21 protein-coding genes are annotated in these 26,401 nt (G+C 70.3%); 11 read left to right on the forward strand and 10 right to left on the reverse strand.

The features are described 5' to 3' along the window. Positions 1–17: 17 nt before the first annotated feature. The 6 genes from AB0B91_RS23190 to AB0B91_RS23215 are packed head-to-tail and all read left to right on the forward strand — an operon-like array spanning position 18 to position 6,600. Entirely contained in the window at positions 18–809 is a 792-nt protein-coding gene (locus tag AB0B91_RS23190; RefSeq protein WP_358323001.1) for an ATP-binding cassette domain-containing protein, read from the forward strand. Continuing rightward, on the forward strand, positions 806–2,041 hold the full coding sequence (locus AB0B91_RS23195; RefSeq protein WP_358323005.1) for a sugar ABC transporter permease: 1,236 nt from the start codon (positions 806–808) through the stop codon (positions 2,039–2,041). Before AB0B91_RS23190 ends, AB0B91_RS23195 begins: the two co-directional genes overlap by 4 nt. Beyond that, the gene (locus AB0B91_RS23200; RefSeq protein ID WP_358323008.1) at positions 2,041–3,531 is read left to right on the forward strand and encodes an FGGY-family carbohydrate kinase; all 1,491 of its coding nucleotides are present in this window, start codon (positions 2,041–2,043) and stop codon (positions 3,529–3,531) included. The genes AB0B91_RS23195 and AB0B91_RS23200 overlap by 1 nt, the downstream gene beginning before the upstream one ends. Next, on the forward strand, positions 3,528–4,973 hold the full coding sequence (locus tag AB0B91_RS23205) for an FGGY family carbohydrate kinase (protein ID WP_358323010.1): 1,446 nt from the start codon (positions 3,528–3,530) through the stop codon (positions 4,971–4,973). The genes AB0B91_RS23200 and AB0B91_RS23205 overlap by 4 nt, the downstream gene beginning before the upstream one ends. After that, positions 4,970–5,584 carry a histidine phosphatase family protein gene (locus tag AB0B91_RS23210; RefSeq protein ID WP_358323013.1) on the forward strand — a complete coding sequence of 205 codons (615 nt, stop codon included), beginning with the start codon at positions 4,970–4,972 and terminating at the stop codon, positions 5,582–5,584. Before AB0B91_RS23205 ends, AB0B91_RS23210 begins: the two co-directional genes overlap by 4 nt. Further along, a complete protein-coding gene (locus AB0B91_RS23215; RefSeq protein WP_358323016.1) occupies positions 5,581–6,600 on the forward strand; it encodes a 2-hydroxyacid dehydrogenase in 1,020 nt (339 codons plus the stop codon). The genes AB0B91_RS23210 and AB0B91_RS23215 overlap by 4 nt, the downstream gene beginning before the upstream one ends. Here AB0B91_RS23215 and AB0B91_RS23220 read toward each other — a convergent pair. Genes AB0B91_RS23220 through AB0B91_RS23230 form a run of 3 tightly spaced genes read right to left on the reverse strand, consistent with a single transcriptional unit; the run spans position 6,590 to position 9,681 of the window. Next, positions 6,590–7,447, reverse strand: a complete 858-nt coding sequence (locus tag AB0B91_RS23220; RefSeq protein WP_358323019.1) for a carbohydrate ABC transporter permease — start codon at positions 7,445–7,447, stop codon at positions 6,590–6,592. The genes AB0B91_RS23215 and AB0B91_RS23220 overlap by 11 nt on opposite strands. Continuing rightward, complete coding sequence (locus AB0B91_RS23225; protein ID WP_358323022.1) at positions 7,444–8,325, reverse strand: sugar ABC transporter permease; 882 nt, start codon at positions 8,323–8,325, stop codon at positions 7,444–7,446. Before AB0B91_RS23225 ends, AB0B91_RS23220 begins: the two co-directional genes overlap by 4 nt. Before the next feature lie 60 nt (positions 8,326–8,385). Further along, on the reverse strand, positions 8,386–9,681 hold the full coding sequence (locus AB0B91_RS23230) for an extracellular solute-binding protein (RefSeq protein ID WP_358323024.1): 1,296 nt from the start codon (positions 9,679–9,681) through the stop codon (positions 8,386–8,388). A gap of 473 nt (positions 9,682–10,154) precedes the next feature. Here AB0B91_RS23230 and AB0B91_RS23235 point away from each other — a divergent pair, with 473 nt between their 5' ends. Then, on the forward strand, positions 10,155–12,017 hold the full coding sequence (locus AB0B91_RS23235) for an ABC transporter ATP-binding protein (protein ID WP_358323027.1): 1,863 nt from the start codon (positions 10,155–10,157) through the stop codon (positions 12,015–12,017). A 7-nt stretch (positions 12,018–12,024) separates the two neighbouring features. On the opposite strand, the gene AB0B91_RS23240 is transcribed toward AB0B91_RS23235, so the two are convergent. Together AB0B91_RS23240 and AB0B91_RS23245 are read right to left on the reverse strand one after the other, a co-directional pair. Further along, positions 12,025–13,455: a penicillin-binding transpeptidase domain-containing protein gene (locus AB0B91_RS23240; RefSeq protein WP_358323030.1), complete on the reverse strand. Its 1,431-nt coding sequence runs from the start codon at positions 13,453–13,455 to the stop codon at positions 12,025–12,027. A gap of 35 nt (positions 13,456–13,490) precedes the next feature. Continuing rightward, complete coding sequence (locus AB0B91_RS23245; protein WP_358323032.1) at positions 13,491–13,850, reverse strand: MerR family transcriptional regulator; 360 nt, start codon at positions 13,848–13,850, stop codon at positions 13,491–13,493. 88 nt (positions 13,851–13,938) lie between these two features. On the opposite strand from AB0B91_RS23245, the gene AB0B91_RS23250 reads away from it, so the two are divergent. Then, on the forward strand, positions 13,939–14,559 hold the full coding sequence (locus tag AB0B91_RS23250) for an aldo/keto reductase (RefSeq protein WP_358323035.1): 621 nt from the start codon (positions 13,939–13,941) through the stop codon (positions 14,557–14,559). A 151-nt stretch (positions 14,560–14,710) separates the two neighbouring features. Here AB0B91_RS23250 and AB0B91_RS23255 read toward each other — a convergent pair whose 3' ends face one another. Next, on the reverse strand, positions 14,711–15,361 hold the full coding sequence (locus tag AB0B91_RS23255; protein WP_358323038.1) for a TetR/AcrR family transcriptional regulator: 651 nt from the start codon (positions 15,359–15,361) through the stop codon (positions 14,711–14,713). A 93-nt stretch (positions 15,362–15,454) separates the two neighbouring features. Here AB0B91_RS23255 and AB0B91_RS23260 point away from each other — a divergent pair, with 93 nt between their 5' ends. Then, the gene (locus tag AB0B91_RS23260) at positions 15,455–16,771 is read left to right on the forward strand and encodes a GH1 family beta-glucosidase (protein ID WP_358323041.1); all 1,317 of its coding nucleotides are present in this window, start codon (positions 15,455–15,457) and stop codon (positions 16,769–16,771) included. Here the strand turns inward: AB0B91_RS23260 and AB0B91_RS23265 are convergent. Beyond that, complete coding sequence (locus AB0B91_RS23265; protein WP_358323043.1) at positions 16,768–17,658, reverse strand: hypothetical protein; 891 nt, start codon at positions 17,656–17,658, stop codon at positions 16,768–16,770. The genes AB0B91_RS23260 and AB0B91_RS23265 overlap by 4 nt on opposite strands. A gap of 201 nt (positions 17,659–17,859) precedes the next feature. Here AB0B91_RS23265 and AB0B91_RS23270 point away from each other — a divergent pair, with 201 nt between their 5' ends. Next, entirely contained in the window at positions 17,860–20,877 is a 3,018-nt protein-coding gene (locus AB0B91_RS23270) for a M14 family zinc carboxypeptidase (RefSeq protein ID WP_358323046.1), read from the forward strand. Positions 20,878–21,006: 129 nt separating this feature from the next. After that, the gene (locus AB0B91_RS23275) at positions 21,007–22,440 is read left to right on the forward strand and encodes an aldehyde dehydrogenase (protein WP_358323048.1); all 1,434 of its coding nucleotides are present in this window, start codon (positions 21,007–21,009) and stop codon (positions 22,438–22,440) included. Positions 22,441–22,633: 193 nt separating this feature from the next. On the opposite strand, the gene AB0B91_RS23280 is transcribed toward AB0B91_RS23275, so the two are convergent. The 3 genes from AB0B91_RS23280 to AB0B91_RS23290 are packed head-to-tail and all read right to left on the reverse strand — an operon-like array spanning position 22,634 to position 26,385. After that, entirely contained in the window at positions 22,634–23,386 is a 753-nt protein-coding gene (locus AB0B91_RS23280) for an alpha/beta fold hydrolase (protein WP_358323051.1), read from the reverse strand. Positions 23,387–23,402: 16 nt separating this feature from the next. Continuing rightward, positions 23,403–25,925 (reverse strand): LuxR C-terminal-related transcriptional regulator, encoded by a 2,523-nt coding sequence (locus AB0B91_RS23285; RefSeq protein ID WP_358323054.1) that lies wholly within the window; start codon positions 25,923–25,925, stop codon positions 23,403–23,405. A gap of 28 nt (positions 25,926–25,953) precedes the next feature. Further along, the gene (locus tag AB0B91_RS23290) at positions 25,954–26,385 is read right to left on the reverse strand and encodes an AMP-binding protein (protein ID WP_358323057.1); all 432 of its coding nucleotides are present in this window, start codon (positions 26,383–26,385) and stop codon (positions 25,954–25,956) included. Between the last annotated feature and the right edge of the window lie 16 nt (positions 26,386–26,401).

Raw genomic sequence — 26,401 nt, forward strand, 5'->3', positions numbered from 1 at the left:
GCGAGGGAGGAGCCGTCTTGTCGCCTACAGAGCAAGCGGACAGCGTTCTGTCCCTGCGGGGGATCAGCAAGACGTTCGGCGCGGTCGCCGCGCTGACCGACATCGAGCTCGATGTCGCGGCAGGCCAGGTCATGGCCATCGTCGGCGACAACGGCGCGGGCAAGTCGACGCTGGTCAAGATCCTGTCGGGGGTGCACCCGCCCGATTCGGGGACGATCACCTTCGAGTCGCGGGAGATCGACATCCCGACGCCGGCGGCGGCGCACAAGCTCGGCATCGCCACCGTCTTCCAGGACCTCGCACTGTGCGAGAACCTCAACGTGATCCAGAACCTGTTCCTGGGTCAGGAGGTCCGCCCGCTCCGGCTGAACGACGTGGCGATGGAGACCCGCTCCTGGGAGCTGCTCCGCCAGCTCTCCGCGAAGATCCCCAGCGTCCGCGTGCCGGTCGCCGCGCTCTCCGGCGGCCAGCGGCAGACGGTGGCCATCGCCAGGTCGCTGCTCGGCGACCCCAAGGTGATCATCCTCGACGAACCGACCGCCGCCCTGGGCGTCGCCCAGACGGCGGAGGTGCTCAACCTGGTCGAGCGGCTCCGCGAGAACGGCCTCGGCGTCATCATGATCAGCCACAACATGGCTGACGTGCAGGCCGTGGCCGACACCGTGGCGGTGCTCCGGCTCGGCCGGAACAACGGGGTGTTCGACGTGGGCGCGGTCTCCACCGAGGAGATCATCGCCGCCATCACCGGCGCCACCGACAATGCGGTCTCCCAGCGCCAGGCGCGCCGCAAGGAAGGGCTCCCCTCATGAACAGCACGCTCACCACGGATCGCCAGGACGAGCGGCTGAGCGGGCACGAAGGGCTGCGCGGCGCGATCGCCGACGTGCTCGAGCGGGCCCGCGGCGGCGACCTCGGCGTGATCCCCGTCGTGGTGGGGCTCATCGTCATCTGGACGGTGCTGCAGATCCTCAACCCGATCTTCCTGTCCAGCGCGAACCTGGTGAACCTCACGCTGGAGTCGGCCGCGGTCGGCATCATCGCGCTGGGCATCGTCTGCGTGCTGCTGGTCGGCCAGATCGACCTGTCGGTCGGCTCGGTCAGCGGCTTGTCGGGAGCCGTGCTCGCCGTCCTGTTCGTCAGCAACGGGCTGCCGGTGTGGCTGGCCATCCTGGCCGCGGTCATCATGGGCGCGGTGATCGGCTGGGTGTACGCGCAGCTGTTCAACCGGTTCGGGGTGCCGAGCTTCGTCATCACGATGGCCGGGCTGCTGGCCTTCCTCGGGCTGCAGCTGTACGTGCTGGGCAGCAAGGGCTCGATCAACCTGCCGTTCGACTCGGGTCTGGTGAACTTCGCGCAGCTCGACTTCGTGCCGCCGTGGCTGTCGTACTGCTTCGCGGTGATCGCGGCCATCTGGCTGTTCGCCAGCGGCTACCTGCACGCCCAGGAGCGGCGGCGCGCCGGGCTGTCGGCCAGGAACCTGTCCACGCTGATCATCAGGAGCGTGGCGCTGCTGGCCGTGCTGGCCTTCGTGGTCTACTACCTCGGGCAGACCCGCGGGGTGGGCTGGATGTTCATCTTCTTCGTGGGCCTCGTGCTGATCATGCACTACATGCTGTCGCGTACCAAGTGGGGCCGGGCCGTCTACGCGGTCGGCGGCAACGTGGAGGCCGCGCGCCGGGCGGGCATCAACGTCAAGGCCATCTACACCTCGGTCTTCGTGCTCTGCTCGACGTTCGCGGCGGTGGGCGGCATCCTCGCCGCGGCCCGGCTGGCGGCGGCGAACCAGAGCAGCGGCGCGGGCGACGTCAACCTCAACGCCATCGCCGCGGCCGTGATCGGCGGGACGAGCCTGTTCGGCGGGCGCGGCACCGCCTTCGGCGCGCTGCTCGGCATCATCGTCATCCAGTCGATCTCCAGCGGGCTGACGCTGCTCAACCTCGACTCCTCCATCCGGTTCATGGTCACCGGCATCGTCCTGCTGCTCGCGGTCGTCGTCGACTCGATCGCCCGCAAGTCGCGGACCTCCCACGGACGCGCCTGATGGCGGTCATCTGCGTCGATGCGGGGACCACGGTCATCAAGGCCGTGGGGTACGACGAAACGGGCGCCGAGGCGGCCGTCGTCCGGCACGGGACCAGCGTCTCCCGGCCCGCCCCCGGCCAGGCCGAGCAGGACATGGACTCCGTCTGGGACGCGGTCGCGCACACGGTCCGCGGCGTCGCGGCCCAGCTCGGCTCCGCGCCCGACTTCGTCGCCGTGACCGCGCAGGGCGACGGCTGCTGGCTGGTCGACGCGTCGGGCCGGCCCACCGGTCCGGCGATCCTGTGGAACGACGGCAGGGCCGCCGCGACGGTCGACGGCTGGAACCGCTCGGGCCTGGCCGCCGACGCCTTCCGCGTCAACGGCTCCTCCGCCGCCTCCGGGCTCCCCCACGCGATCCTGACCTGGCTGAACGAGCACGATCCCGACCGGCTGGCCCGCTCGGCCGCCAACCTGTCGTGCGGCGGCTGGATCTTCTCCCGGTTGACCGGAGAGCTCGCCGCCGACGAGTCCGACGGCTCGGCCCCCTTCATGGACCTGCGCACCCGCGCCTACTCCCCGGCCCTGCTTGCCATGTTCGGCCTGGAATGGGCCGAGCACCTGCTGCCCGAGCTCCGCGACGACGGCCGCCGGGTGGGCGGGCTGACCCGCGAGGCCGCCGAACTGCTCGGGCTGCCCGCCGGGACGCCGGTCGTGATGGCGCCCTACGACATCGCCGCCACCGCGCTCGGCGCCGGCACCGTGGGCGCCGGCCAGGCGTGCAGCATCCTGGGCACCACGCTCTGCACGGAGACCGTCGTCGAACGGCCCGACCTGGACGGCGAGCCCGTCGGCATCACGATCGCGATGCCCGGCGGCTACCTGCGTGCCTTCCCCACCTTCGCCGGGACCGAGGTCCTCCAGTGGGCCTGCCGCCTGCTCGGCCTGGACGGCCCGGCCGAGCTGGGCGAACTCGCGGCCACCGGCCCGCCGGGCGCGGGCGGGCTGTCGTTCCAGCCGTACTTCTCCCCCGCCGGCGAGCGCGCGCCGTTCTCCGATCCACAGGCCAGGGGCGCCTTCCTCGGCCTGTCCTTCGAGCACGGGCGCGAGCACGTCGCCCGCGCCGTGCTCGAAGGGCTCACGCTCGTCATCCAGGACTGCCTGGCCGCCTCCGGCGACCGGCCGCGCGAGCTGCGGGTGTGCGGCGGCGGCTCGGCCAGCGCGCTCTGGCTGCGGATGATCTCCGACGTCACCGGCCTGCCGGTCTTCAGATCGGCCGACGCCGAGGTCGGCGCCAGGGGCGCCTACCTGGTCGGCCTGGTCGCCACGGGTGCGGCCACCAGTGTCAAGGCCGCGGCGGAGCAGTACGTACGGCTGCGCGACGCCGTACGACCTGAGCCCGGCGCGTACGACATGGCCTACCGGGACTTCCTCGCCCTACGCGAGACCAGCGCCCGATCGTGGCCGCTGCTGGCGGAGATGCGCGGCCGCCGAAAGCGGGGTCGTGCGTGAGCGTCTGGATCGGAGTGGACCTGGGCACGCAGAGCGTCCGGGCGATGGCCGTCACGGACTCCGGCGAGCTGCTCGGCTCGGCGAGCAGGCCGCTGACCAGCCACCGTGACGGACCCCGGCACGAGCAGGACCCGGAACAGTGGTGGCGCGAGCTCGCCGCCGCCACCACCGAGGCGCTGCGCGACGTGCCGCCGGAGCGGATCCGCGGGGTCGCCGTGGCCGCGACCTCCGGCACGATCCTGCTCACCGGCCCTGACGGGCAGGCGCTGACCCCCGGGCTGATGTACGACGACCGGCGGGCGACGGCCGAGGTGGAGCGGGTCAACGCGGCCGGGGCGGCCGTCTGGGAGCGGCTGGGTTACCAGCGCATGCAGGCCAACTGGGCGCTCCCCAAGCTGCTGTGGCTGCTGCGTGACGCCCCGCCCGATGCCCGGCCGGCCCACCAGAACGACTTCGTGAACCGGCGCCTGGTCGGGCGGGAGGTGGCCACCGACCTGGGCAACGCGCTCAAGACCGGGGTGGACCTGATCGACGAGCGGTGGCCGTACGAGGTGTTCGACGAGCTGGGCGTGCCCACCGGGACGCTGCCCGGCGTCGTACGGCCGGGCACCACGCTCGGCACGGTCTGCGCCGAGGCGGCCGCGATCACCGGCATCCCGGCCGGCACCCCGGTGATCGCCGGGACCACCGACGGGTGCGCGGCGCAGCTCGGCGCGGGAGCCATGACGCCGGGCAGCTGGAACTCCGTCATGGGCACCACCCTGGTGCTCAAGGGCGTGACCAGAGAGCTGATCCACGACCCGCTGGGCGTGGTCTACTCGCACCGCGCGCCGGACGGCTCGTGGCTGCCGGGTGGCGCGTCGAGCACGGGCGCGGGGGTGCTGACCCGCGAGTTCGCGGGCCGCGACCTCGACGCGCTCAGCACCCAGGCCGCCACCCGCTTCGGCCACGCCGCCGAGTTGCCTGTCACCTATCCGCTCGTGTCGCGCGGGGAGCGGTTCCCGTTCGTCGCGCCCGAGGCCGAGGGGTTCACGCTCGGCGATCCCGCCGACGACGTCGAACGCTACGTGGCGATCCTGCGCGGCGCGGCGTTCGTCGAGCGGCTCTGCTTCGACTACCTCGACCTGCTGGGCGCCCCGGTGGACGGCGAGATCGTGCTGACCGGCGGGGCCACCAAGAGCGCCTACTGGACCCAGCTCCGCGCCGACGTCCTGGGGCGCCCCGTCACGCTGCGGGAGAACGCCGAGCCCGCGCTCGGCATGGCCGTACTCGCGGCGGGAGAGGCGGGCGACCCGGCCCGGATGATCCGCACCCGCGAGGTCGTGGACCCTGTCGGGCCCCGCCTGGACGAGGCCTATCTACGTTTTGTCGCAGAACTGGAGAGACGCGGCTGGCTGCCCGGAAGCGCCGCCGGCCACGCCCGTGAGAGGACCGCACCATGACCCACATCGCACTGGTGCGCCACGGCGAATCCGTCTGGCATGCCGAGAACCGTTACGCCGGGCTCAGCGACATCGAGCTGACGCCGCGCGGCCACGACCAGGCCGGGCAGCTGGCCTCCTGGGCCGCCCGGGCCGGGCTGTCGGCCGTCTGGGCGTCCACGCTGAGCAGGGCGCGGCTCACCGCCGCCGCCAGTGCCGAGGCGGCGGGCGTCGAGCCGCGGGTGGACGGGCGGCTGCGGGAGCTCGACTTCGGCCAGGGCGAGGGGTTGACCGCCGCGGAGATGCGCGGGCGGTTCCCCGAGGCCCGTGCCGCCTTCGAGGCCGACCCCGCCGCGAACCCCCTGCCGGGCGGCGAGGACCCGAAACTGGCGGCCGACCGGTTCACCGAGTGCCTGCGGGACATCGTCGCGACCCATCCGGACGGCCGGGTGATGGTCGTCGCGCACACGACCATCATCAGGATCGCACTGTGCCGGCTCATGGGCGTGCCCCTGGGCGAGTACCGGCGGCTCTTCCCACGCCTGGACAACTGCGCCATCACAGAGATCCGCCCGCGGGACGGCCAGGTGGCGATCCTGCGGTACAACTCCCCGATTGGAGCTCTTCGTTGACCATCCGAGTCCTCGCCGCCGGCGACCACTTCGTCCAGAACCGCCTCTTCATCGACGCCATCAGGCGCGAGGTTCCCGGTGACGTGGAGATCCGCGAGCTCACGCTGCCGTGGCCGGTGGTGCCGTTCGGCCGGGTGGGCGAGGTCGATGAGGCGTCCGACGTGGAGGACGAGCTGATCGAGGCGCTGCGTGGTGTCGAGGTCTGCGTGACCCAGATGGCCCCCCTGACCAAGCGGGTGCTGGACGCGTGCCCGGAGCTCAAGCTGTTCTGCGTGAGCCGGGGCGGCCCGGTCAACGCCAACCTGGACGCGGCCTCCGAGGCCGGGGTCGCGGTCACGTTCGCGCCGGGGCGCAATGCCGTGGCCACCGCCGAGCACACGCTGGCCATGCTCCTCGCCGCCACCCGCCGCATCCCCCAGACGCACGCCGACCTGGCGGGCGGCGTCTGGCGGGGCGACTACTACACCTACGACAACGTCGGGCCCGAACTGGAGGGCTCCACAGCCGGCCTGATCGGCTACGGCGCGATCGGCCGCCGGGTGGCCCGCATGCTGGAGGGCTTCGGCGCGGAGGTCCTGGTCTACGACCCATACGTGGAAATTTCAGGACAGGTGGAGTTGGCTGAGCTGCTCGAACGCTCCCGGTTCCTCTCCCTGCACGCGCGGGCCACCCCCGAGACCATCGGCATGATCGGCGCACCGCAGATCGCCGCGATGCCCGCCGGGTCCGTCATCGTCAACTGCGCGCGCGGCTCCCTGCTCGACTACGACGCCCTGTGCGACGCGCTGGACTCGGGCCACCTGTTCGGCGCCGCGATGGACGTCTTCCCCGAGGAGCCCATCCCGGCGGGGTCGCGGCTCCTCACGACCCCGAACCTGGTCATGACCCCGCACCTGGCCGGCGCCAGCAAGGAGACGGCCATGAACGCCGCCACGATCGTCGCCGGGGACGTGGCCCGCTATGTCCGCAAGGAGCCGCTCAAGCACTGGGCGAACCCGGCCGCGCTCATCCCTTGAGCGCGCCGGCCATCAGCCCGCGCATGAAGAACCGGCCGAGCAGCACGTAGATCAGCATCGTCGGCACCGACGCCAGGATGGCCGCCGCCATCTGCTGGCTGTACGGGGTGGCCTGGGCGCCGGCGATGTTGTTGAGCATGACGGTCGCCGGCCAGCTCGTCGGCCCGGTGAGGAAGACGGCGAACAGGAAGTCGTTCCACATCGAGGTGAACTGCCAGATGATCACCACCGCGATCGCCGGCGTGGACACCGGCAGCACCACCGACCAGTACGTACGCAGCATCCCCGCGCCGTCCACCCGCGACGCCTCGATGAGCTCGTCGGGGATGGTGACGTAGTAGTTGCGGAAGATCAGCGTGCAGATCGGGATGCCGTAGACCACGTGCGCCAGCGTCAGCCCCGGGATGCCGCCGTAGAAGACGCCCTGCAGCCCGGTCAGCTCGTTGAGGTTCACCAGCAGCTGCACCAGGGGGATCATCACGCCCTGGTACGGGATGAACATGCCGAACAGGAACAGCGTGAACAGCAGGTCCGCGCCCGGAAAGCGCCATTTCGACAGCACGTAGCCGTTCAGGGAGCCGAGCACACAGGACAGCAGCGAGCCCGGCACGGCCAGCAGGACGGAGTTCCACAGGCCGGGGGCCAGCTTCTCCCAGGCCACGCGCCATGCCTCGAAGGTCCAGGTCCGCGGCAGGTTCCACGCCTGGCCGGGATCCGCCTCGGTGAGCGGCTTGAAGCTGGTGACCAGGAGGACATAGATCGGGATCAGGAAGATCACCACGAAGGCGATCAGCAGGGCGAGGCGTACCCCGGTGGACGCCCGCCGACGCCCGATGACCGCGGTCATGAACGCCGCTCCTTACGTACGGACCAGATCAGGTACGGGATGACGAAGATGGCCACGCTGAGCACGATGTACGAGGCGATCGTGGCGCCCTTGGCCGGATCGTGGGAGTCGAACACCGCCACCCACATGAACACGGCGGGCACGTCGGTGATGATCTGCTTGCCCGACACGGCCACGATCAGGTCGAACACCTTGAGCGAGATGTGCCCGAGGATGATCAGCGCCGACAGCGTCACGGGCCGGAGCATCGGCAGCACGACGTACCGGTAGACGCCCCACTCGTTGCACCCGTCGACGCGCGCCGCCTCGCGCAGCTCCTCCGGCACGCCGCGGAAGCCCGCCAGGAACAGTGCCATGACATATCCGGACATTTGCCAGACTGCCGGGAGGGCCATCGCGGCCATCCCCCAGTCCGGATCCCGGAACCACTGCCACTGTGGCAGCCCGATCCAGTCGAACAGCCGGTTCAGCCCGACCGCCCGCTGCTCCATCCCCGAGTTCATCAGCCACCGCCACACGATGCCGGTCGCCACGAAGGAGATGGCCATCGGGAACAGGTAGATGGCCCGGAACGTGCCCTCGCCCCTGATCCCCTTCTCCATGAGAAACGCCAGGAACCAGCCGAGCACCAGCGCGCCCAGCACGAACACGAGCGTGAACATGATCGTGTGCTGCACCGAGATGTGCCATCGCGGCAGGTCCCAGATGTCGACGAAGTTCTTCAGCCCGACGAACTTGCCTTCGGACACCTCGTCGTGCTTGTCGGTCATGGCCAGCCGGAAGTTCCAGCCCAGCATGCCGTACACGAACACGCCGATCGCGATGATGGACGGCGTGACGAGGAGTAACCCAGGCAGCCAGGTGCGCGCCCGCCTCACAAGCATTCCCTCCAAGAGGTACGGCAGGCGCGAACGCCTGCCGTACCCGGGTGACTGAACTTACTGCGCGTTGGCCGTCGCGGCGTCCGCGAGCCCCTTCTGCAGGGCCGCGACGTCCTTGCTGCCGATGAACAGGCCGACCGCCTCGGTGATCGAGGCCAGCCACGGCTGGTTCACCGACACTCCGTGCTGGATGGAACCGGCCAGCTTGTTGCTCGACCAGTCCTTCAGCGCGTCGGCCAGGTAGTCGGTGTAGAGCGACTGGTCGGCGTCCTTGCGGGCGGGGATGGAGCCCTTCTTCGGGTTGAAGGCGTCCTGCCCCTCCTTGCTGGCCGCGACCTTGAGCCAGGCGAGGGCCCCGTCACGGTTCTTCGCGCCCTTGGGGAGCGTGAAGCTGTCCGACAGCCACAGGTAGGTGCCCTCGGTGCCGGGAGAGGGCGCCCAGTCGAAGTCCTCCTTCGACTTCTTGCCCAGGCCGCCGTCGGGCGGGTTGTGGAAGTAGCCGTAGGCCCAGTCGCCCATGATGTTGAACGCGGCCTCGCCGTCGGCCACCTGCTTGGCCGCGGGCTGCCAGTCGTCCTGCGGGTCGCCCGCGTACGTCATGATCGTCTTGAAGCTCTCCAGCGCCTTCTTCACCTCGGGGCTGCCCCAGTTGGCGCCGGGCTTGAACAGGGCGTTGTAGGCGTCGGTGCCGAGTGAACCGAGCAGCACGCTCTCCATGAGGTGCACCACGGTCCACTCCGAGCCGATGGACAGCGGGATCTTGCCCTTGGCCTTGACCTTGCCGAGGTCGGCGATGAACTCGTCGACCGACTTGGGCGCGGCCGCGATCCCCGCGTCCTTCAGCACCTTCGGGTTGAACCACAGCACGTTCGACCGGTGGATGTTGACCGGCACCGAGTAGATCTTGCCGTCCACGCTGATCTGGTCGATGAGCTGGGAGGGGAAGACGTCCTTCAGTTTCAGCTCGTCATAGAGGGAGTTGAGGTCTTCCAGGTCACCCGCCTTGATGTAACCCTGCAGCTCGGCACCCGCGTGACCCTGGAAGGTGTCCGGCGGGGTGTCCGCCTGAAGCTTCGACTGCAGCAACGCCTTGGCCTTGTCGCCGGAGCCACCCGCGACCGCCGCGTCGAAGAAGGTGTAGTTCGGGTTCTCCTTCTCGAAGATCGCCCGCATCGCCTTCAGGCCGTCGGCCTCCCCCGGCCCTGTCCACCAGGAGAACACCTCGACCTGCTTCTTCTCGCCGCCACCCGTGGCCTGCGGGCTGGCCGTTCCGCCGCCGCTACCACCGCAGCCGGCCAGGCCGAGCACGCTCGCCATAGTGATCGCGACGGCCGCCAACCACCGTCGTCGCATCGCACACCGTCCCTTCGAAACCCCGAGTGGTGAAGGTTGACAACGTTGTCAGTAGGGCAATCAACCCACTTCGCACTTGGAGCCGTCAAGGCATGTGCTGATAACAGGTCCGCATACGCAGCCGCCGAGCGCGCGGCGATCGGCCGGCGGTGGGCGGGCCCGAGCCCTGCGCGGCTCGAGCCCGCTGTCACGCGCCCGGAACCGGCCCCCACCCCTCCGAGGAGGCCAAGCTCCGCATGGACACGCGACGCCCCGGCGGATCCGGCCACCACACTAAGTGGCCGATCACATGCAGAACGCTAGGCAAACGGACCGGACGCCGCATGCGTCGAGATGGCCATTCGAGGATGTAATCGCGTGAAGGCAGTGATGTGTAGAGAGGTATGTGCAGCCCTCTATGCAGACGTAGAAGAGTGCTCAGGTTCAACCACGATGAAGCGGGAACTGTCGTACCCGGCGGGCACACTCTCTGTATGGCCGACGAGCCCCTCGAACTCGGCGAGGTCTCCGCCTCAGACTGGCACGCCCACACCGACAAGATGGCCGAGGTCGGCTTCCTCGCCATCGCGAAGCGGCTACCGTCCCTCGTGGTCCAGGCGATGCGGATGGCCTGGCGGGCCAGCCCGCGCGACACCGTGGCGACGGTCACGCTCAACCTGCTCGGCGGCGTGTTCACCGCGTTCGGGCTGCTGGCGACGACCGGCGTGCTGGGCGCGCTCTTCCAGGAGGGGCCGACGCCCGACCGGGTGATGGCCGCCGTGCCCAGCCTGATCATGGTGGCTACCGCCGCGGGGCTGAGCACGGCCGTACAGGCGGGCGCCGGCTGGGCACAGGCCCGCCTCGACCCGCAGGTGACGCGGCAGACCGAGGAGCGCCTCTACGACCTGACCAGCCGGGTCGCGCTGGTGGCCTTCGACGATCCGGAGTTCCACGACGCGCTCCAGCGGGCCCGGCTGCGCGGCGTGGCCATGGCCGACTCCGTGGTCTCCTCGGCCATCAACGTCGTGACCGCCGCGGTCGGCATCGCCGCCGTGGCCGGGGTCCTGAGCGTGCTCCACCCTGTGCTGCTGCCGCTGCTCCTGCTGGCCGTGCTGCCCGACGCGTGGGCCGCCGTACGCAGCGCCAAGATGCGCTACACGACGCTCTACTCGCTCATCCCGGCCGTCCGGCGCAAGTGGATCATCGCCGAGTTACTGGCCGACCGCGAGCCCGCCGCCGAGGTGCGCTCCTTCACCATGCGCGGCTTCCTGCTGCGCATGTACGACGCGGTGGCGCGGGCCGAGCAGCAGGTGATGCTCAGCCTGGCCAAGCGGCAGATGTGGGCCCGGCTCGTGGGCGAGGCGCTGGGCGGGCTCGGCAGCGGCCTGGTCTACCTGGCGCTCGGCATCCTGCTCGCGATCGCCGCGATCCCGCTGGCCGTCGCGGGCACCGCCGTGCTGGCGATCAGGTCGGGCCAGGGGTCGCTGTCCAACCTGATGTTCGCCACCAACCACCTCTACGAGGAGGGCCTCTACTTCACCGACTTCCTGGAGTTCTGCGCCGACGCCGAAACCCGTCTGCCCGGCCCCCGGCCGGCCGCCGCCCCGCGGAGCTTCCAGCGGATCTCCGTCTCGGACGCCACGTTCACCTACCCCGGCGCCGACGATCCCGCGCTGCGCGGCGTCTCCATCGAGATCGAACAGGGCGAGGTCATCGCGTTCGTCGGCGAGAACGGCTCGGGCAAGACCACCCTCGCCAAGATCCTGTCCGGCCTGTACGAACCCGACAGCGGCGCGGTCTTCTGGGACGACCTCGACCTGCGCGACGTCGACCCCGAGGAGCTCCGGCTGCGCACCGCGGTCATCGCGCAGGACCACACCCGCTGGCCGCTCACCGCCCGCTACAACATCACCATGGGCACCGGCAAGGGCGAGCCCGCCCTGCACGCGGCGGCCTCGGTGGCCGGCGCCGACGAGGTCATCGCCGAGCTGCCCCACGGTTACCGCACCCTGCTCGACCGGCGCTTCAAGGACGGCCACGAGCTGTCGGGCGGCCAGTGGCAGCGCATCGCGGTGGCCCGCGGCTTCCACCGCGACGCGCCCCTGCTCATCTGCGACGAGCCCACGGCCGCCCTCGACGCCCGCGCCGAACACGCCCTGTTCGAACGCATCCGCGGCCACTCCGACGGACGCACGGTCCTGCTGATCACCCACCGGCTGGCCAGCGTCCGCTACGCCGACCGCATCTACGTGCTCGACCACGGCAAGGTCATCGAGCACGGCGACCACGCCGCCCTGATGTCACTCAACGGCCTGTACGCCGACCTCTACACCCTCCAAGCCAGCGCGTACCGATAGCGGCCCGCTAGGAAAGAGCGGCCTCCAGGACGGCGCGGGCGATGGGGCCGGCGGCTGACGGAGCGGCGCGTTCCACGACCACACCCACGGCCACCTCCGGCCGGTCCGCCGGGGCGAACCCCGTGAAGAGCGCGTGATCCTCCACCGCCCCCGACTTGGCCGCCACCGCCACCCCCCGGGACGAGGCCGCCGTCCCGGAGCCGCCGGCGCCGGGCGCCGTGAGCATCATCGAGGTGAGCTGCCTGGCCAGGGTGGCGGGCATGGTCACCCGGTACGGCTTCGGGTTGGCCCGGTCGATGAGCGAGCCGTCCGGCAGCCGTACGTCCTCCACCAGGTACGGGCGCATGAGGACGCCGTGGTTGGCTACGGCGGCCGACAGCATGGCGATCATCAGCGGAGTGGCCCGGTCGTGGTAGCGGCCGATGGCCGACAGGGCGGTCTGGGCCCGGTCCATGTTCAGCGGATAGGTGCTGGCGGTGACCCGCAACGGGATGGTGAGGTCGCCGGCGTTGAAGCCGAACGCCTCCGCCTGGTCGCGCAGGATGTCCTGCCCCAGTTGGAGGCCGATGCCGGCGAAGGCGGCGTCACAGGAGGACCGGAAGGCGTCCGGCAGCGTCGGATGAGCCTGTCCGCAGAGCCCGGAGCCGGCCAGGCCGGCCACCGTGCCGCCGGGGAACCGCAGCCGGGCAGGGGTGTCGACCCGCGAGGTGGGTGTGTACTCGCCCGACGACAGCGCGGCGGCCGCGGTGACCAGCTTGAACGCCGAGCCCGGCGGGTAGCTCTGGTTCACCGCCCGGTTGAGCAGCGGCCTGCCGGGGTCGCCGCGCAGCCGCCGGTCCGTCTCGGCCAGTTCGGCGAGGTCGGTCGTGGTGTAGGCGTTCGGGTCGTACGACGGGTAGCTGGCCAGGGCGAGGATCGCGCCGGTCGCCGGGTTGATGGCGACCGCGGCGCCCGGCCGGCCCGCCGCCCTGAGTCCCTCGTACGCGGCCCACTGCGCGCGCTCGCTGATCGTGAGCCGGACCGCAGCCCCCTGGGCGCCGCCGTGCCCGACCAGCGAGCGGACCTGGATCCTCGGGTCGTCGCCGGACAGCACGCCGTCCGCGGCCTGCTCGATGCCTGTGGTCCGGTCGAGCGACGCCTCACCGGTCACCGGCGCGTACAGTTCGCCGTCGGTGTAGACGCGGCGGTACGCGTACGCCTCACCGTCCGTCTTCCGGTTCGTGGCGATGATCGCGCCCTCGTACGTGAGGATGTCGCCGCGTGGATGATCGAACCTGGCGATGACCGAGCGCTGGTTGCGCGGATCGGCGTTGAGCCCCCGTGTCCCGAACCCCTGGACGAGCGTGAGGTCGGCCAGCAGCACGAACAGCAGCGCCGCGCACATCCTGGCGACGCGGCGCAGCGGGATGTTGATCCGTTTCGCCCTGGGTCCGGCCATAGTGCCGGTCTAACAACCGGACCCCCAAGGCAGGGCTAGACGACTCTGCGGTAGTAGGAAATCTTGTTCTGGATGTAGTGCTGCCGCTCGGTGAGGTTGGCGATCTGCTCCCGGACGCGGCCGTCATGCTCCTCCAGGAGCTTGATCCGGTCCGGGATCGTGTGATCGCCCGCGCGGACCAGATCGGCGAAGCGGAGCATCTCGGCGATCGGCATGCCGGTGTCGCGCAGGCACCGGATCGTGCCGAGCCAGCCCACGTCCTGCTCGCTGAACCTGCGCTGCCCGGCCGCGTTACGGCCGACGGGTTCGAGCAGGCCGATCTTCTCGTAATAGCGCAACGTATCCAGGGTGAAGCCGGTCTCCTCGACCACTTCGGCGGGTGTGTAGACGCTCACGGCAGAAGCATCGCACCTGGAGCCCACTCCAGGTCAACCGAGCCCGCGACTTGACATGGACCGCACTCCAGCTTTCACAGTCGGGGCCATGAACATCGCACTCGGCACGATCGCGTTCGGCACCGCCGTCGACGAGAAGGACACCTTCGCCATCCTGGACCGGTTCGCCGAGGCCGGAGGCACCATGCTCGACACGGCGGAGGGGCTGTCCGCCGCCGCCATCGCCAAGGCCGCCGAGGGCAGCCTGCAGAGATTAAGGACGGACTACATCGATGTGTATTGGTCGCACATCGAGGACCGCTCCGTCCCCGTGGAGGAGACCCTGGGAGCGTTCGACGAGCTCGCCCGGCAGGGCAGGATCCGCAGCTCGGGCGCCAGTAACCTGGCCACCTGGCGGGTCGAGCGAGCCAGGAACCTGTCGGCGGCGCGGGGCTGGCTGCCGTACACATATCTGCAGCTCCGCCACACCTACCTGCGTCCGCGACCGCTCACGCGGCTCGCCGAGGCGGGGCACACGCTGGCGACGGACGAGACGCTGGAGTATGTACGCGCCGAGCCCGATGTGACGCTGTGGGTCTACAACACGCTGATGGCGGGCGCCTACACACGGGCAGACCGCCCGATCCCGGAGATCTACCACCACCCGGGCACCACCCGGCGGCTGGCCGTGCTGCGCGAGGTGGCGGCGGAGGTGGGCGCGGCGTGCTGAGCCCGCGCTTGTCGCTGAGACGGTCAACACTGAGACGATCAACACTGTGGCGGCCTCGGGAGCGCTCCCGTGGAGAGCCGCAGGGACGACTGATGCTGGCCACCGGCGGTCTGTGGCTGGTCGAGGACATCCCCCAGACCACCCACCGCAGTCAGGGCAGGTGGTTGGCCAGGTAGCGGTGGACCAGCTGCTTGCACTCGACGATCATGTCGGGATCGCCGTCGGGGCTCATCCGGAACGCCAGCTTGAGCACCGCGTCCGCCGCCTCGACCGCCACCAGCAGCGCCCGGTCGAGCCCCGGCCCGACCGGCGCGTCGAGCAGGTCGAGCGTGAGCGCCCGCAGCCGGTCGGCGACGATGACGTTGTTCTCCAGCGCCGCGTCGAGCATCCGGTTGGTGCCCTCGATCGCCGGCCCGCCCGGCGCCACCAGCACCTCTCCGAAGTCGACCACCGCGAACCCCGGAACCGTCCGCTTCATCTCGACGAACTCGTCGATGGACAGGTCGACCAGGTCGGTCCAGTGGTCGAGATCGGCCTCGGCGATCCGTTCGGTGAGGCGTTCGGTGATGCGGTGGAGGAAGGCGTCGAGGTTGCGCAGGGCCAGCGCTCGCACCAGGCCCTGCTTGTCGGAGAAGAACTGGTAGAACGTGCCTATCGGCACCTCGGCCCGGCGCGCGACCTCTTTGGTGGTCAGTGCCTCGTAACCGACCTCGTCGAGCAGGTGTGCGCACTCGTCGAGCATCCGTTCGACTCGCTCCACGCTGCGGCGTTGGGCCGGACGCCGGCGCAGGGTACTCGTCATGCCCCCCATCTTGGCGTATTACCGCCAGGTAGGGTTCCGGAGTCCTCGGCCAGTTAACATGAGTGGCACTCGGATAATCGCTAAGGAGCGGATATGTTCCTGTGGGGTACGGCCACTGCCGCCTACCAGATCGAGGGCGCCGCCAAGGATGACGACAGGGGCGCCTCCATCTGGGACACCTTCGCCCATGAGCCGGGCCGTACCCGCGACGGGCACACCGGTGACGTCGCGTGCGACCACTTCCACCGCTGGCCCGAGGACATCGCGCTCATGGCGGACCTCGGCGTCAACGCCTACCGCTTCTCGATCGCCTGGCCACGGGTGCTGCCGCTCGGCACGGGCCGGGTGGAGCCGAAGGGCCTGGACTTCTACGACCGGCTGGTCGACGGGCTGCTGGCGGCGGGGATCGCGCCGGTGCCGACCCTGTTCCACTGGGACCTGCCGCAGGCGCTGCAGGACGTCGGCGGGTGGATGAACCGCGATATTTCCCATCACTTCGCCGAATACGCGGCAATCGTGGCCGAGCGCCTCGCCGACCGCGTCCCCATGTGGATCACGCTGAACGAGCCGTTCGTGCACATGGCCTTCGGGTACGGCATGGGCGTCCACGCCCCCGGCCAGGCCCTGCTGTTCGACGCCCTGCCCGTCGCCCATCACCAGCTGCTCGGCCACGGCCTGGCCGTACAGGCGTTGCGCGCGGCCGGGGCACGACAGGTGCTGATCACGAACAACTGCACCCCGGTCTGGCCCGCCTCCGGGTCGGCCGAGGACCTGGCCGCGGCCGACGCGTACGACACCCTGCACAACCGCCTGTTCAACGACCCGATCCTGCTGGGTGAGTATCCGGACCTGAAGGCCATCGGCGCCCTGGACGACGTGGTCCGCGACGGCGACCTGGCCGTCATCTCCACACCCCTGGACGGCCTGGGCATCAACTACTACAACCCCACCCGCATCGGCGCGCCCGCGGACGACGGACTGCCCTTCACCGATCTCGGCGTCACCGGCTACCCCACGACCGCCTTCGGCTGGCCGGTCGTGCCCGACGGCCTGCGCGAGCTCCTGACGGGCCTGCGCACCAGGTACGGCGCCGCGCTCCCGCCGGTGTACGTCACCGAGAACGGCTGCTCCCAGGAGGACGTCCCCGGCCCGGACGGCACGATCGACGACCAGGGCCGCATCGCCTTCCTCGACGGCCACATCAGGGCGGTCGAGCAGGCGGCGGCGGAGGGCGTCGACGTGCGGGGCTACTTCGTCTGGTCGCTGCTGGACAACTTCGAGTGGGCCGAGGGCTACCACCAGCGCTTCGGCCTGGTGCACGTGGACTTCGACACCCTGCGCCGCACCCCGAAGGCGTCGTACGCCTGGCTGCGCGACCGCATCGCCGCCGCGGAGCCGCAGAGCCCCTAGAAGACCGAAACGTGCACGTGGTCGTAGTGGTTGGCGGTGACGCCGCCCCGATCCGACATGGGATCCCAGCCGCCGCCTGACCGGATGTCGTAGTAGCGCTGCTTCCAGATGATGTACATCACGCCGATCCGGGGCCCGTTCTTGATCAGCCACTCGGCCAGCGCGTCGCCCCGGTCGGCGTCGGCCCCGGTGGCCGCCCTGCCGCCGCTCGACATCATGAAGTCGCAGGCCCGGCCCTTGCCGTGCTCGCCGGGGTCACCGGGACGCAGGCAGCCCACGCCGTAAGGCATGGGGAAGTTCTGCATGATCTGTGCGCGTACCGCGATCAGGCGCGGCGTGAGCCCCGAGGAGCCACCCGGCTGCTGGAAGCCGAACTTGGCGAGCAGCCGCTCGATCTCGCGGCGCTTGCCCTGCATCTCCTTGATCTCTTTTCGCAGCTTGTCGATCTTGCCGGCGGCGGTCCGCTTGGCTTCCTTCGCCTTGTCGATCAGCACCTGGATGCTCTGCATCTTGCTGATGCGCTCGTTGGCCAGGTAGGTCATGTTCGCCGCCTGGCCGAGCGCGACGTACGGGTCGACCGTCGGGATGAGGAGCTGGGTGCCGTCGATCGGACCCGCGATGTAGGTGTTCTGGGCGATCGACGCCACGGCGGCCTTGGCGTCGGCGAGCCGGGCTTCCAGGTCGCCGGAGTTGTCGGTGGCCTTCTTCGCCTGGATCCGGACCTCTTCCAGGCTCTGGATCTGGCCTCGATAGAGCTCGTTGAGCTGGGACGCCTGCTTGGTCAGCTTGCGCAACTCGGCCGGATTGGGATCGCCGTAGGCCGGGAGTGGGAACGCGAACAGCCCCGCCAAGACGATGGCGAATAGGGCGAAGCGACTGATTTTCACGTCCGTCCTCCCCTCATAGACGGAGCGAAACTATAGAAGATGATCTTGATTTCTGTCACCTGAACGCCACAAGTCACGCCCCCTTGGCGAACTATCGAGTCGTTTGTCCGATCTAAGCCTGAGATAAAGATTGGGTCTTGCCGGACGCGACAGATCGGTCTGAGATGGCGACGAAACTCGTCTCTGCGAAGGGGCAGATCCGTGTCTCGATTACTGGCCCTGTCCACGGCCGTCATCCTCGGCCTCGGTACCTCCCTCGTCGCCCTGGAAGCCCAGGCCACGATAGACCCGTTACCAGCCCGCGACAGGATCGAGCTCTACCAGCTTGAGAGCACTCCCGGCACCGGCCAGGCGCTCAGGGAGAAGGGCTTCGACGTCGTTCAACAGGACACGCGGGGCGGCAGGGAACATATCGAGGTGACCGCCGCCCAGACCGGCCTCGACGGCCTGCGCAAGCTCGGCTACCAGCCGGAGCCGGTACGCAACCCGCAGGGCCAGAGCCAGTTGGAGGCGGCCAAGGCGCAGGCCGCCGGCGGCTACACCGTCTGGAGGTCCTACTCCGAGCCCGGCGGGATCGCCGACCAGCTCAGGGCCATCGCCAACGCGAACAAGGACCTCGTGAAGATCGAGTCCCTCGGCAGGACCCTGAAGGGCCAGGACATCCTCGCCGTCAAGGTCAGCACGCTGGCCAGGGTGCTGCCCGACGGCGTCAAGCCGGCGACCCTGTACTCGGCGACGCAGCACGCCCGCGAGTGGATCTCCACCGAGGTCGACCTGCGACTGCTGAAGTACGTGATCGCCAACAGATCCTCGCTCAGAGACCTGCTGAACAGGACCGAGCTCTGGTTCGTGCCGGTCGCCAACCCCGACGGCTACGACTTCACCTTCACCGAGGGCAACCGCCTGTGGCGCAAGAACCTGCGCGACAACAACGGCGACGGGCAGATCACCACCGGCGACGGCGTCGACCCGAACCGGAACTACGCCACCAACTTCCACTACGACGAGGAGGGCTCCTCGTCGATCCCGAGCAGCGAGACCTACCGCGGCACGGGGCCCGCCAGCGAGCCCGAGACCAGGGCGCTCGACGGGCTGCTCCGGCGGATCAGGTTCAAGGGCCAGGTGAACTACCACTCCTTCGGCCCGCTGCTGCTCTATCCGATGGGCTGGCAGATCGCCACCAAGACCGCGGACAACCCGATCTACGAGGCCATCTCTGGTAACGACGCCAACCCGGCCATCCCGGGCTTCGACCCCGACCTGGGCGCCGAGCTGTACACGACCAACGGCGAGACGACCGACCACGCGCACAGCACGTACGGCACCCTGGCCTGGACGCCCGAGCTCGACGAGGGCTGCGACGGCTGCGGATTCGTCTTCCCCGACGACGAGGCGCTGGTGCAGGCGGAGTTCGCGAAGAACATCCCGTTCGCCATGGACGTGGCCAAGTCGGCCACCAACTGGTCCGAGCCGGTCAACCACCTCGGCAACGCGACGGCCGACTTCGTGCTCGACCCGTTCGAGGTCAGCTACGGCAGGGACCAGGTGGTCCAGGTGGACGCCAAGCGCAAGCTCGGCCCGGTCCTCCTGAACTACCAGGTCAACGGCGGCAGGACCAAGACCGTGCCGACCGGCGAATGGCGGGGCGGCGAGCGCTACGGCAAGGGCTACAACACCTACTACCACTGGCTGCGCGGCAAGATCACCGGAACCCGGCCGGGAGACAAGGTCAAGGTCTGGTTCAGCTCGATCGGCAGGAAGAGCGGGGACTTCACCTACCAGGTCGCCGGCGACATCGGCGGCAAGGTGCTGGTGCTGGCCACCGAGGACGTCACGGGCCTCAGCCCTGTCCAGGGCGTGACCGAGGCCAAGTACGCCGACGACTACGTCAAGGCGCTCGACGAGGCCGGTTACAGCTCCGACGTCTACGACATGGACACGATGGGTCGCAAGGCTCCCCACCCGCTCGGCGTCCTCAGCCACTACAAGGCGGTGGTCTGGGAGACGGGCGACGACATCATCCCCCGATCGGCCGGCCAGGTGCCCGGCACCACCTCCAAGGGCGGCGTCGACACCGAACTGGCCGTGCGCGACTATCTGAACGAGGGCGGCAAGCTCCTGCACGCGGGCAAGTACCCGTCGTACGCGGCCAACAACAACGGCGCGTACTACTACCAGCCCGACCAACCGGCCCAGCCCGAGTGCCCGGATCCCGACGACCCGCCGTGCATCCAGGTGTTCAACGACTTCCAGCAGTACTGGCTGGGCGCGTACGTCTTCTTCGACGACTCGGGCACCGACCCGGCCACGGGCGTCCCGTACGCGCTCGACGGCGCGGGCGGCCGCTTCCAGGGCTTCCACGGCACGCTGGAGCCGAGCCACACCAACTCGTTCGTGGCGACGTCGGCGATCCTGCCGGCCGCCCAGTTCCCGCGGTTCGCCAGCTCCGCCCCCGTCAAGTGGGCCCGGCCCGGCGGGCCGTTCGACCCGCACACCGGTTCCTGGGACGTCTACAGCGGCATCGCCGACGTCTCCTGGAAGCGGCTGACCAAGACCGTCGACCTGACCGGCAGGACCAGCGGCGACCTGTCGTTCTGGACCTCCTACGACACCGAGGCCGGCTGGGACTTCTTCACGGTCGAGGCGCGCACCGTGGGCGGGGACGACTGGACCACGCTGCCGGACGTCAACGGTCACACCACGCAGAGCACGGGCAGCAGCTGCGACCCGCCCGGCGGCGGCGAGGGCTGGCGCGCGATCCATCCGTTCACCCAGCGCTACCAGGGACCGGGCTGCGAGCCGACCGGCACCTCCGGCTCGTGGAACGCGGCCACGGGCAACTCGGCCGGCTGGCAGCAGTGGAAGGTCGATCTGACCCCGTACGCGGGCAAGCAGGTGGAGCTGTCGCTCTCGTACGTCAGCGACTGGGGCACCCAGGGCGCGGGCGTCTTCCTCGACGACTTCACCGTCACGCTGAACGGCGCGACGGCGGAGCAGACCTCGTTCGAGTCCGACCTGGGCGACTGGACCGTGGCGCCGCCGCCGGCCGGCAGCCCACCCTCGATCAACAACTGGGCCCGTACGGACCAGGTGTTCGAGGAGGGCGGCGGCATCACCACCGAGGACACCGTCTACCTCGGGTTCGGCGTCGAGAGCCTGACGACCCAGGCCATGCGCACGGACCTGGTCAAGCGGTCCATGCGGCACCTGCTCGGCTGATCCGCCGGAGGGGCCCGGCATGCGAGTACGCGTGCCGGGCCCCTCTTGCGCGCGTGGACAGAACATGGTTCGGTCAGCTTGAGGCGTCCGTAGGCAAGCAAGCATTCGGTCAAGCAGGAGGCTCACGACATGCGCCAGCACGACACGCTGTTCATCGGGGGCGAATGGGTGGCCCCGGCGGGGACCGGCACCATCGAGGTCATCTCCCCCCACACCGAAGAGGTCGTCGGCCGCGTGCCCGACGGCACCGCCGAGGACATGGAACGCGCGGTGGCCGCGGCGCGGCAGGCGTTCGACCACGGCCCGTGGCCGCGCATGACGTTCGCCGAGCGGGCCGAGGTGATCGGCAGGCTGGCCGAGATCTACGCCGCCCGGCAGGGCGAGATGGCCGCGCTCATCACGGAGGAGATGGGCTCGCCGATCACCTTCTCCAACCTGGCGCAGGCGCCGCAGCCCCTCGGCATGCTGCAGTACTACGCCGACTACGGCAAGACGTTCGCCCAGGAGGAGCAGCGGCCCGGCCTGTTCGGGCCGACGACCGTGCGGCGGGAGCCGGTGGGCGTGGTCGCGGCCATAGTGCCGTGGAACGTGCCGCAGTTCGTCGCGATGACCAAGATCGCGCCCGCGCTGCTGGCCGGGTGCGCGATCGTGCTCAAGCCCGCGCCCGAGACGCCGCTCGACGCGTACCTGCTGGCCGAGATGGTCATCGAGACCGGGATCCCGGCCGGAGTCCTCAACATCGTGCCCGCGGGCCGCGAGGCCGGCGAGCACCTGGTCTCCCACCCGGGCGTGGACAAGGTGGCCTTCACCGGCTCGACCGCCGCGGGCCGCCGCATCGCCGCCATCTGCGGCGAGCAGCTCAAGCGGGTCAGCCTGGAGCTCGGCGGCAAGTCCGCGGCGATCATCCTCGACGACGCGGACCTGCCGGGCAGCATGGGCATGCTGGCGATCGCCTCGCTGATGAACAACGGCCAGGCGTGCGTCGCCCAGACCCGCATCCTGGCCTCCCGCAGCCGCTACGACGAGGTCGTGGACGCGGTCGCGAACATGGTCACCTCCCAGCCCGTCGGCGACCCCGCCGACCCCGGCACCGGCATCGGCCCGCTGGTCGCCAAGCGGCAGCAGGACCGCGTCGAGGGCTACATCAAGGCCGGCATGGACGAGGGCGCCAAGGTCGTCGTCGGCGGAATGGACCGGCCGATGGACCACGGCTGGTACGTCGCCCCGACCGTCTTCGCGGGCGTCACCAACGACATGCGCATCGCCCGTGAGGAGATCTTCGGCCCGGTGCTCGCGGTGATCCCGTACGAGGACGAGGCGGACGCGATCCGCATCGCCAATGACAGCGACTACGGCCTGGCCGGCACCGTCTGGACCGCCGACACCGACCACGGCATGGAGGTGGCCCGCCAGGTCCGCGCCGGCACCTACGGCGTCAACTGCTTCATGCTGGAGTCGAACGCGCCCTTCGGCGGCTACAAGGCCAGCGGCGTGGGCCGCGAACTCGGCCCCGAGGGCCTCAGCAGCTACCTGGAGTACAAGTCGATCGCCCGCCTGGGCTGAAGAGCGAGGGCTCCGGTACGACGTACCGGAGCCCCGCTCCGCAGGATGTACACCCAGCGCGCCCCCGCAACGCTAGGTGCGAAACCCGCTACTCCACGAAGTATGTCCCATGGCCACCGCCTCGACGGTTTCCTTCCCCAAGGACTTTCTCCCGGCGGATTTCTTCCATCCGCCCTAGATAGACGTCCATTACTCAGAAAAGGTTCGAGCCGATCCACTTTCCGATGCGACGGATGAGTTCCGGCCCGGCGGCGGACTCCGCGTGGCCGTACCCCTGCTCGATCCAGAGCCTCTTGGGCTCGCGCGCTCCCTCGTAGAGCTGGTACGCGTGATCCAGCGGAAAGAACGTGTCGGCGTCGCCGTGGACGATCAGCAGCGGCGTCGGGGAGATCAGCGCGGCGGCCTCGTGGGGCGGCACCGGGATCGGCTCCCACCGGCCGCGGGCGATCCTGGTGCGCTTGGCCATCCTGGCAGCCCATCTGCCGATCGGCTGCTCGATGGCCCAGTGCACCTGGCGCATCGGCTTGGTGCCTCGGTAGTACCAGCGGGCCGGGCCGCTCACCGACACCACCGCGTCGACGCCGCCGATCAGTCCGGCATGCCGTACGGCCACGGCGGCGCCCATGGAGAAGCCGACCACGGCGATCTTGGGGTAGCCGATCACCCGCGCGTGCCGTACGGCGGCCTCGACGTCGAGGATCTCCTTGTCGCCCACGGTGGACTCGCCACCGGACCGCCCGTGCCCGCGGAAGTCGAACGCGATCACGCCGCCATAGTTGCTCAGCACGTGCACGATGCGCCTCGTGGCACGGTCGCGCCACCCGCCGGTGAATCCGTGCGCCACCACGATGCCGAGGCCGGAGCGGGTGGAGGGCGTGTGCGCGGCGTCTATGCGGACGCCGTCCTCGGTGCGGAGCATGACCGGGAAGTTCGGGGCGAGCGGCATGCTTCCGAGCTTATGGTCACCGGTTGTCGAGGCCGTGTTCGGCTGCCCAGACCGCGATCTGGGCGCGCGAGCTGAAGCCGAGCTTCTCCATGATGTTGGCGACGTGCCTGGCGACCGTCGCGGGGCTGATCACCAGCTGCGCCGCGACGGCCCGGTTGCTCAGGCCCTCGGTGAGCAGCCCGGCGATCTCCCGCTCGCGCACTGTCAGCGTCGCGTTGCGCAGCTCGCGGATGGCCGGGCCCGACAAGGACACGAACAGCGAGGCGGGCAGGGAAGGGGTTGGGAACGCGGGCTCGTGGACGTCGGCGGCGTCGGACGCCCGCCCATCGCACGCCCGCCCATCGCACGCCCGGCCATCGGACGTCCGGTCGAGGATCCGCCGGGCCACCGCGCCCGGTTCCTGTTCGGTGCCGCTCGCCCAGAGCAGCGCCACGCGCCCCTCACCGAGCTTGTCGCGGGCCAGCGAGAGCAGCTCCTGGGTGCGGGCCGGGCCGTCGTGCTGGCCGATCAACTCGCGCAGCGCGCTCGCCGCCGCGGCGGCGAGGACCGCCCCGTCGAGATCGCCCTCGGCCTGCGCCAGGACGGACAGGGCGACCAGCGCCCGGACGACGCCGCTGCGCCGGCCGGTCTGCCTGCTCAGCACCAGGCTGGCGGCCAGACTGCGCCGGGCGGCGGGGAAGTCGTGCAGCCGGGCCGCCACCCTGCCGACCTTGGCCTGGCAGCGGGCCAGCTCGACCCGGTTGTCGAGCTCCTCCAGGATGGGCAGCGCCGCCGCGTGGTGCCGCATGGCGGCCTCCAGGTCGCCCCGCGCCTCGGCCACCGCGCCCAGATGGGTCAGGGCCCTGGCGAGGGTCCAGTGGTGGCCGGCCTCCATGGCCAGGGCCAGCGCCTCCTCACCGAACCGCTGAGCCTGGCGCGGCTGCCCCTGGAACAGCGCCAGGTTGAGCCGGGCGATGCGGGCGGTCGTCAGGTTGAACAGGTCGTCGTGCCCGGCCGCCGCCGCTTCGAGCTCGCACAGGTAGCGCAGCGCCCTGTCGCTCTGGCCGGTGCGGAAGAAGACGGCCAGGGCCACGCCATAGGTGACGCCGAGCCAGTGCGTGTAGGGGTGCCGCTTCTGCTCCTCGATGCTCTCCTCGATGAGCCCGGCGGCCCGGTCCAGCTCGTCGCGGGTTTCCAGCCCGAAGGCGAGGCCGCCCTTGGCCACGCCGATCAGGTCGGCGGGCACGTCGGACAGGTCGAGACCGAGCAGCCGCTCGTACCAGCCGACGCTCTCCCTCAGGTCGCCGCGTACCGCGAGGATGGCCAGCGCCGCGCGGGCCAGTCGCAGCCCCAGCTCGGCGCTGCCGGACTCGACGGCCCAGTCGATCGCCGCCCGGCAGTCGTCGAGGAGCGTGCGGCCCCTGGCGAAGTGCACGGCGCGGGCCGGCCACGACAGCCGGCGGTGGAGCGAACCGGCCTCGTAACAGCGCTCCATCTCGGCGCAGATCACCCGGAGGTGGCCGCCGCGCAGCCGCGCCTCCTCACCGGCCTCGCGCAGCCGCTCGGCGGCGTAGTGCCTGATGGTGTCCAGCAGGTGGTAGCGGCCGCCGTCGCCGTGGTGGAGCACCAGCGACTTGTCGACCAGGCCGCTGAGCACGTCGAGCACCTCGCCGCCGCGCAGGAGGCCGCCGTCGGCGCACACCTGCTCGGCCAGGTCGAGGTCGAAGCGCCCGGCGAACACCGACAGCCTGCGCAACAGCACGCGTTGCTTGTGGTCGAGCAGGTCATGGCTCCACTCGACCGTGGCCAGCAGCGTGCGCTGACGGGCATGGGCGGTGCGGTCGCCGGTGGTCAGGAGCCGGAAGCGGTCGCCGATCCGGTCGGCGATCCGGCCGGGGCTGAGCAGGCTGCTGCGGGCCGCGGCCAGCTCCAGCGCGAGCGGCAGCCCGTCGAGCGCCCGGCACAGCCGGATGACGTCGGGCATGCTGTCGGTCACCGCGCGGGCTCCGGCCGCGGCCGCCCGCTCGACGAAGAACAGCACGGACTCGGCGTCGGGATGACACTCGTCGGGCAGGTCGAGCGGCGGCACCCGCCAGATCAGCTCGCCGGGGATGCGCAGCGGCTCGCGGCTGGTGAGCAGGAATCTCAGCTCGGGGCAGTCGGCGATCAGGCCGGCGACCAGCTCGGCGCACGGTTCGACGAGGTGCTCGCAGTTGTCGAGGAGGAGCAGCGTCCTGGTGCCGCGCAGCCGGACCCGGAGGCCGTCGAGCAGCCGCTCGGAGCCTTCCTCCCGGACGCCGAGCACGTCGGCCATCTCCTTCACGATCAGCTCGGGGTCGCTGACGCGGGCGAGCTGGACCAGCCACACGCCGTCGGTGAAGCCGGGCAGCGCCGTGGCCGCGACCCGCAGCGACAGGCGGGTCTTGCCGATGCCGCCCACTCCGCTGAGCGTGACCACGCGCTCACCGCGGACCAGCGCGCTCAGCTCGGCCACGTCGCGTGCCCGTCCGACGAAACGGTTCGGTTCGGCGGGGAGGTTGTGCTGGACTTGCGCAGTCATGAGGTAGGTCCAAGTGTTGGCGGGGGGATCACACTCCCTCACAGTCTCCCTTGGTTCGCCACCTGGCGCGATCACTTTCCGTACACAGTTCGCGACTGACCGGATATGAGTGAAGATCCGCGACGCTCACCACCATGCGGACCCAGGACTCTTTCGCCGCGTCCATCGCCTGAGGCAGGTCGGAGATCATCAGCCGGGCCCGGCTGGCGACGATCCGATCTCGCAGCCGGCCCGCATCGAGCTCCGGCGGGATCGGCCAGACGATCGCGCCGGCGGCTATCACCGCGTCGGTCGCCACGAGCAGATCGGGACCGACGGTCAGGCAGATGAGCACCGTGTCGCCCGCGCGCACGCCCCGGCGGCGCAGCTGGACGGTCGCGGCGGCCGACCTCTCGTCCAGCTGCCCCTCAGTGAGACACAGACCGGTGCCAGAGTCCACCATCACGATGCGCTCCTCCATGCCGCCCACGCTATGG

The sequence above is a fragment of the Nonomuraea sp. NPDC049141 genome (assembly GCF_040648415.1).
Taxonomy (GTDB): domain Bacteria; phylum Actinomycetota; class Actinomycetes; order Streptosporangiales; family Streptosporangiaceae; genus Nonomuraea.

What these genes read in the sequence shown, in the direction of transcription:
- AB0B91_RS23240 (WP_358323030.1), bottom strand. Translation starts at nt 13,455, where the DNA reads ATGGCCGGACCCAGGGCGAAACGGATCAACATCCCGCTGCGCCGCGTC.
- AB0B91_RS23250 (WP_358323035.1), top strand. Translation starts at nt 13,939, where the DNA reads ATGAACATCGCACTCGGCACGATCGCGTTCGGCACCGCCGTCGACGAG.
- AB0B91_RS23200 (WP_358323008.1), top strand. Translation starts at nt 2,041, where the DNA reads ATGGCGGTCATCTGCGTCGATGCGGGGACCACGGTCATCAAGGCCGTG.
- AB0B91_RS23285 (WP_358323054.1), bottom strand. Translation starts at nt 25,925, where the DNA reads ATGACTGCGCAAGTCCAGCACAACCTCCCCGCCGAACCGAACCGTTTC.
- AB0B91_RS23255 (WP_358323038.1), bottom strand. Translation starts at nt 15,361, where the DNA reads ATGACGAGTACCCTGCGCCGGCGTCCGGCCCAACGCCGCAGCGTGGAG.
- AB0B91_RS23290 (WP_358323057.1), bottom strand. Translation starts at nt 26,385, where the DNA reads ATGGAGGAGCGCATCGTGATGGTGGACTCTGGCACCGGTCTGTGTCTC.
- AB0B91_RS23275 (WP_358323048.1), top strand. Translation starts at nt 21,007, where the DNA reads ATGCGCCAGCACGACACGCTGTTCATCGGGGGCGAATGGGTGGCCCCG.
- AB0B91_RS23260 (WP_358323041.1), top strand. Translation starts at nt 15,455, where the DNA reads ATGTTCCTGTGGGGTACGGCCACTGCCGCCTACCAGATCGAGGGCGCC.
- AB0B91_RS23280 (WP_358323051.1), bottom strand. Translation starts at nt 23,386, where the DNA reads ATGCCGCTCGCCCCGAACTTCCCGGTCATGCTCCGCACCGAGGACGGC.
- AB0B91_RS23230 (WP_358323024.1), bottom strand. Translation starts at nt 9,681, where the DNA reads ATGCGACGACGGTGGTTGGCGGCCGTCGCGATCACTATGGCGAGCGTG.
- AB0B91_RS23195 (WP_358323005.1), top strand. Translation starts at nt 806, where the DNA reads ATGAACAGCACGCTCACCACGGATCGCCAGGACGAGCGGCTGAGCGGG.
- AB0B91_RS23210 (WP_358323013.1), top strand. Translation starts at nt 4,970, where the DNA reads ATGACCCACATCGCACTGGTGCGCCACGGCGAATCCGTCTGGCATGCC.
- AB0B91_RS23235 (WP_358323027.1), top strand. Translation starts at nt 10,155, where the DNA reads ATGGCCGACGAGCCCCTCGAACTCGGCGAGGTCTCCGCCTCAGACTGG.
- AB0B91_RS23220 (WP_358323019.1), bottom strand. Translation starts at nt 7,447, where the DNA reads ATGACCGCGGTCATCGGGCGTCGGCGGGCGTCCACCGGGGTACGCCTC.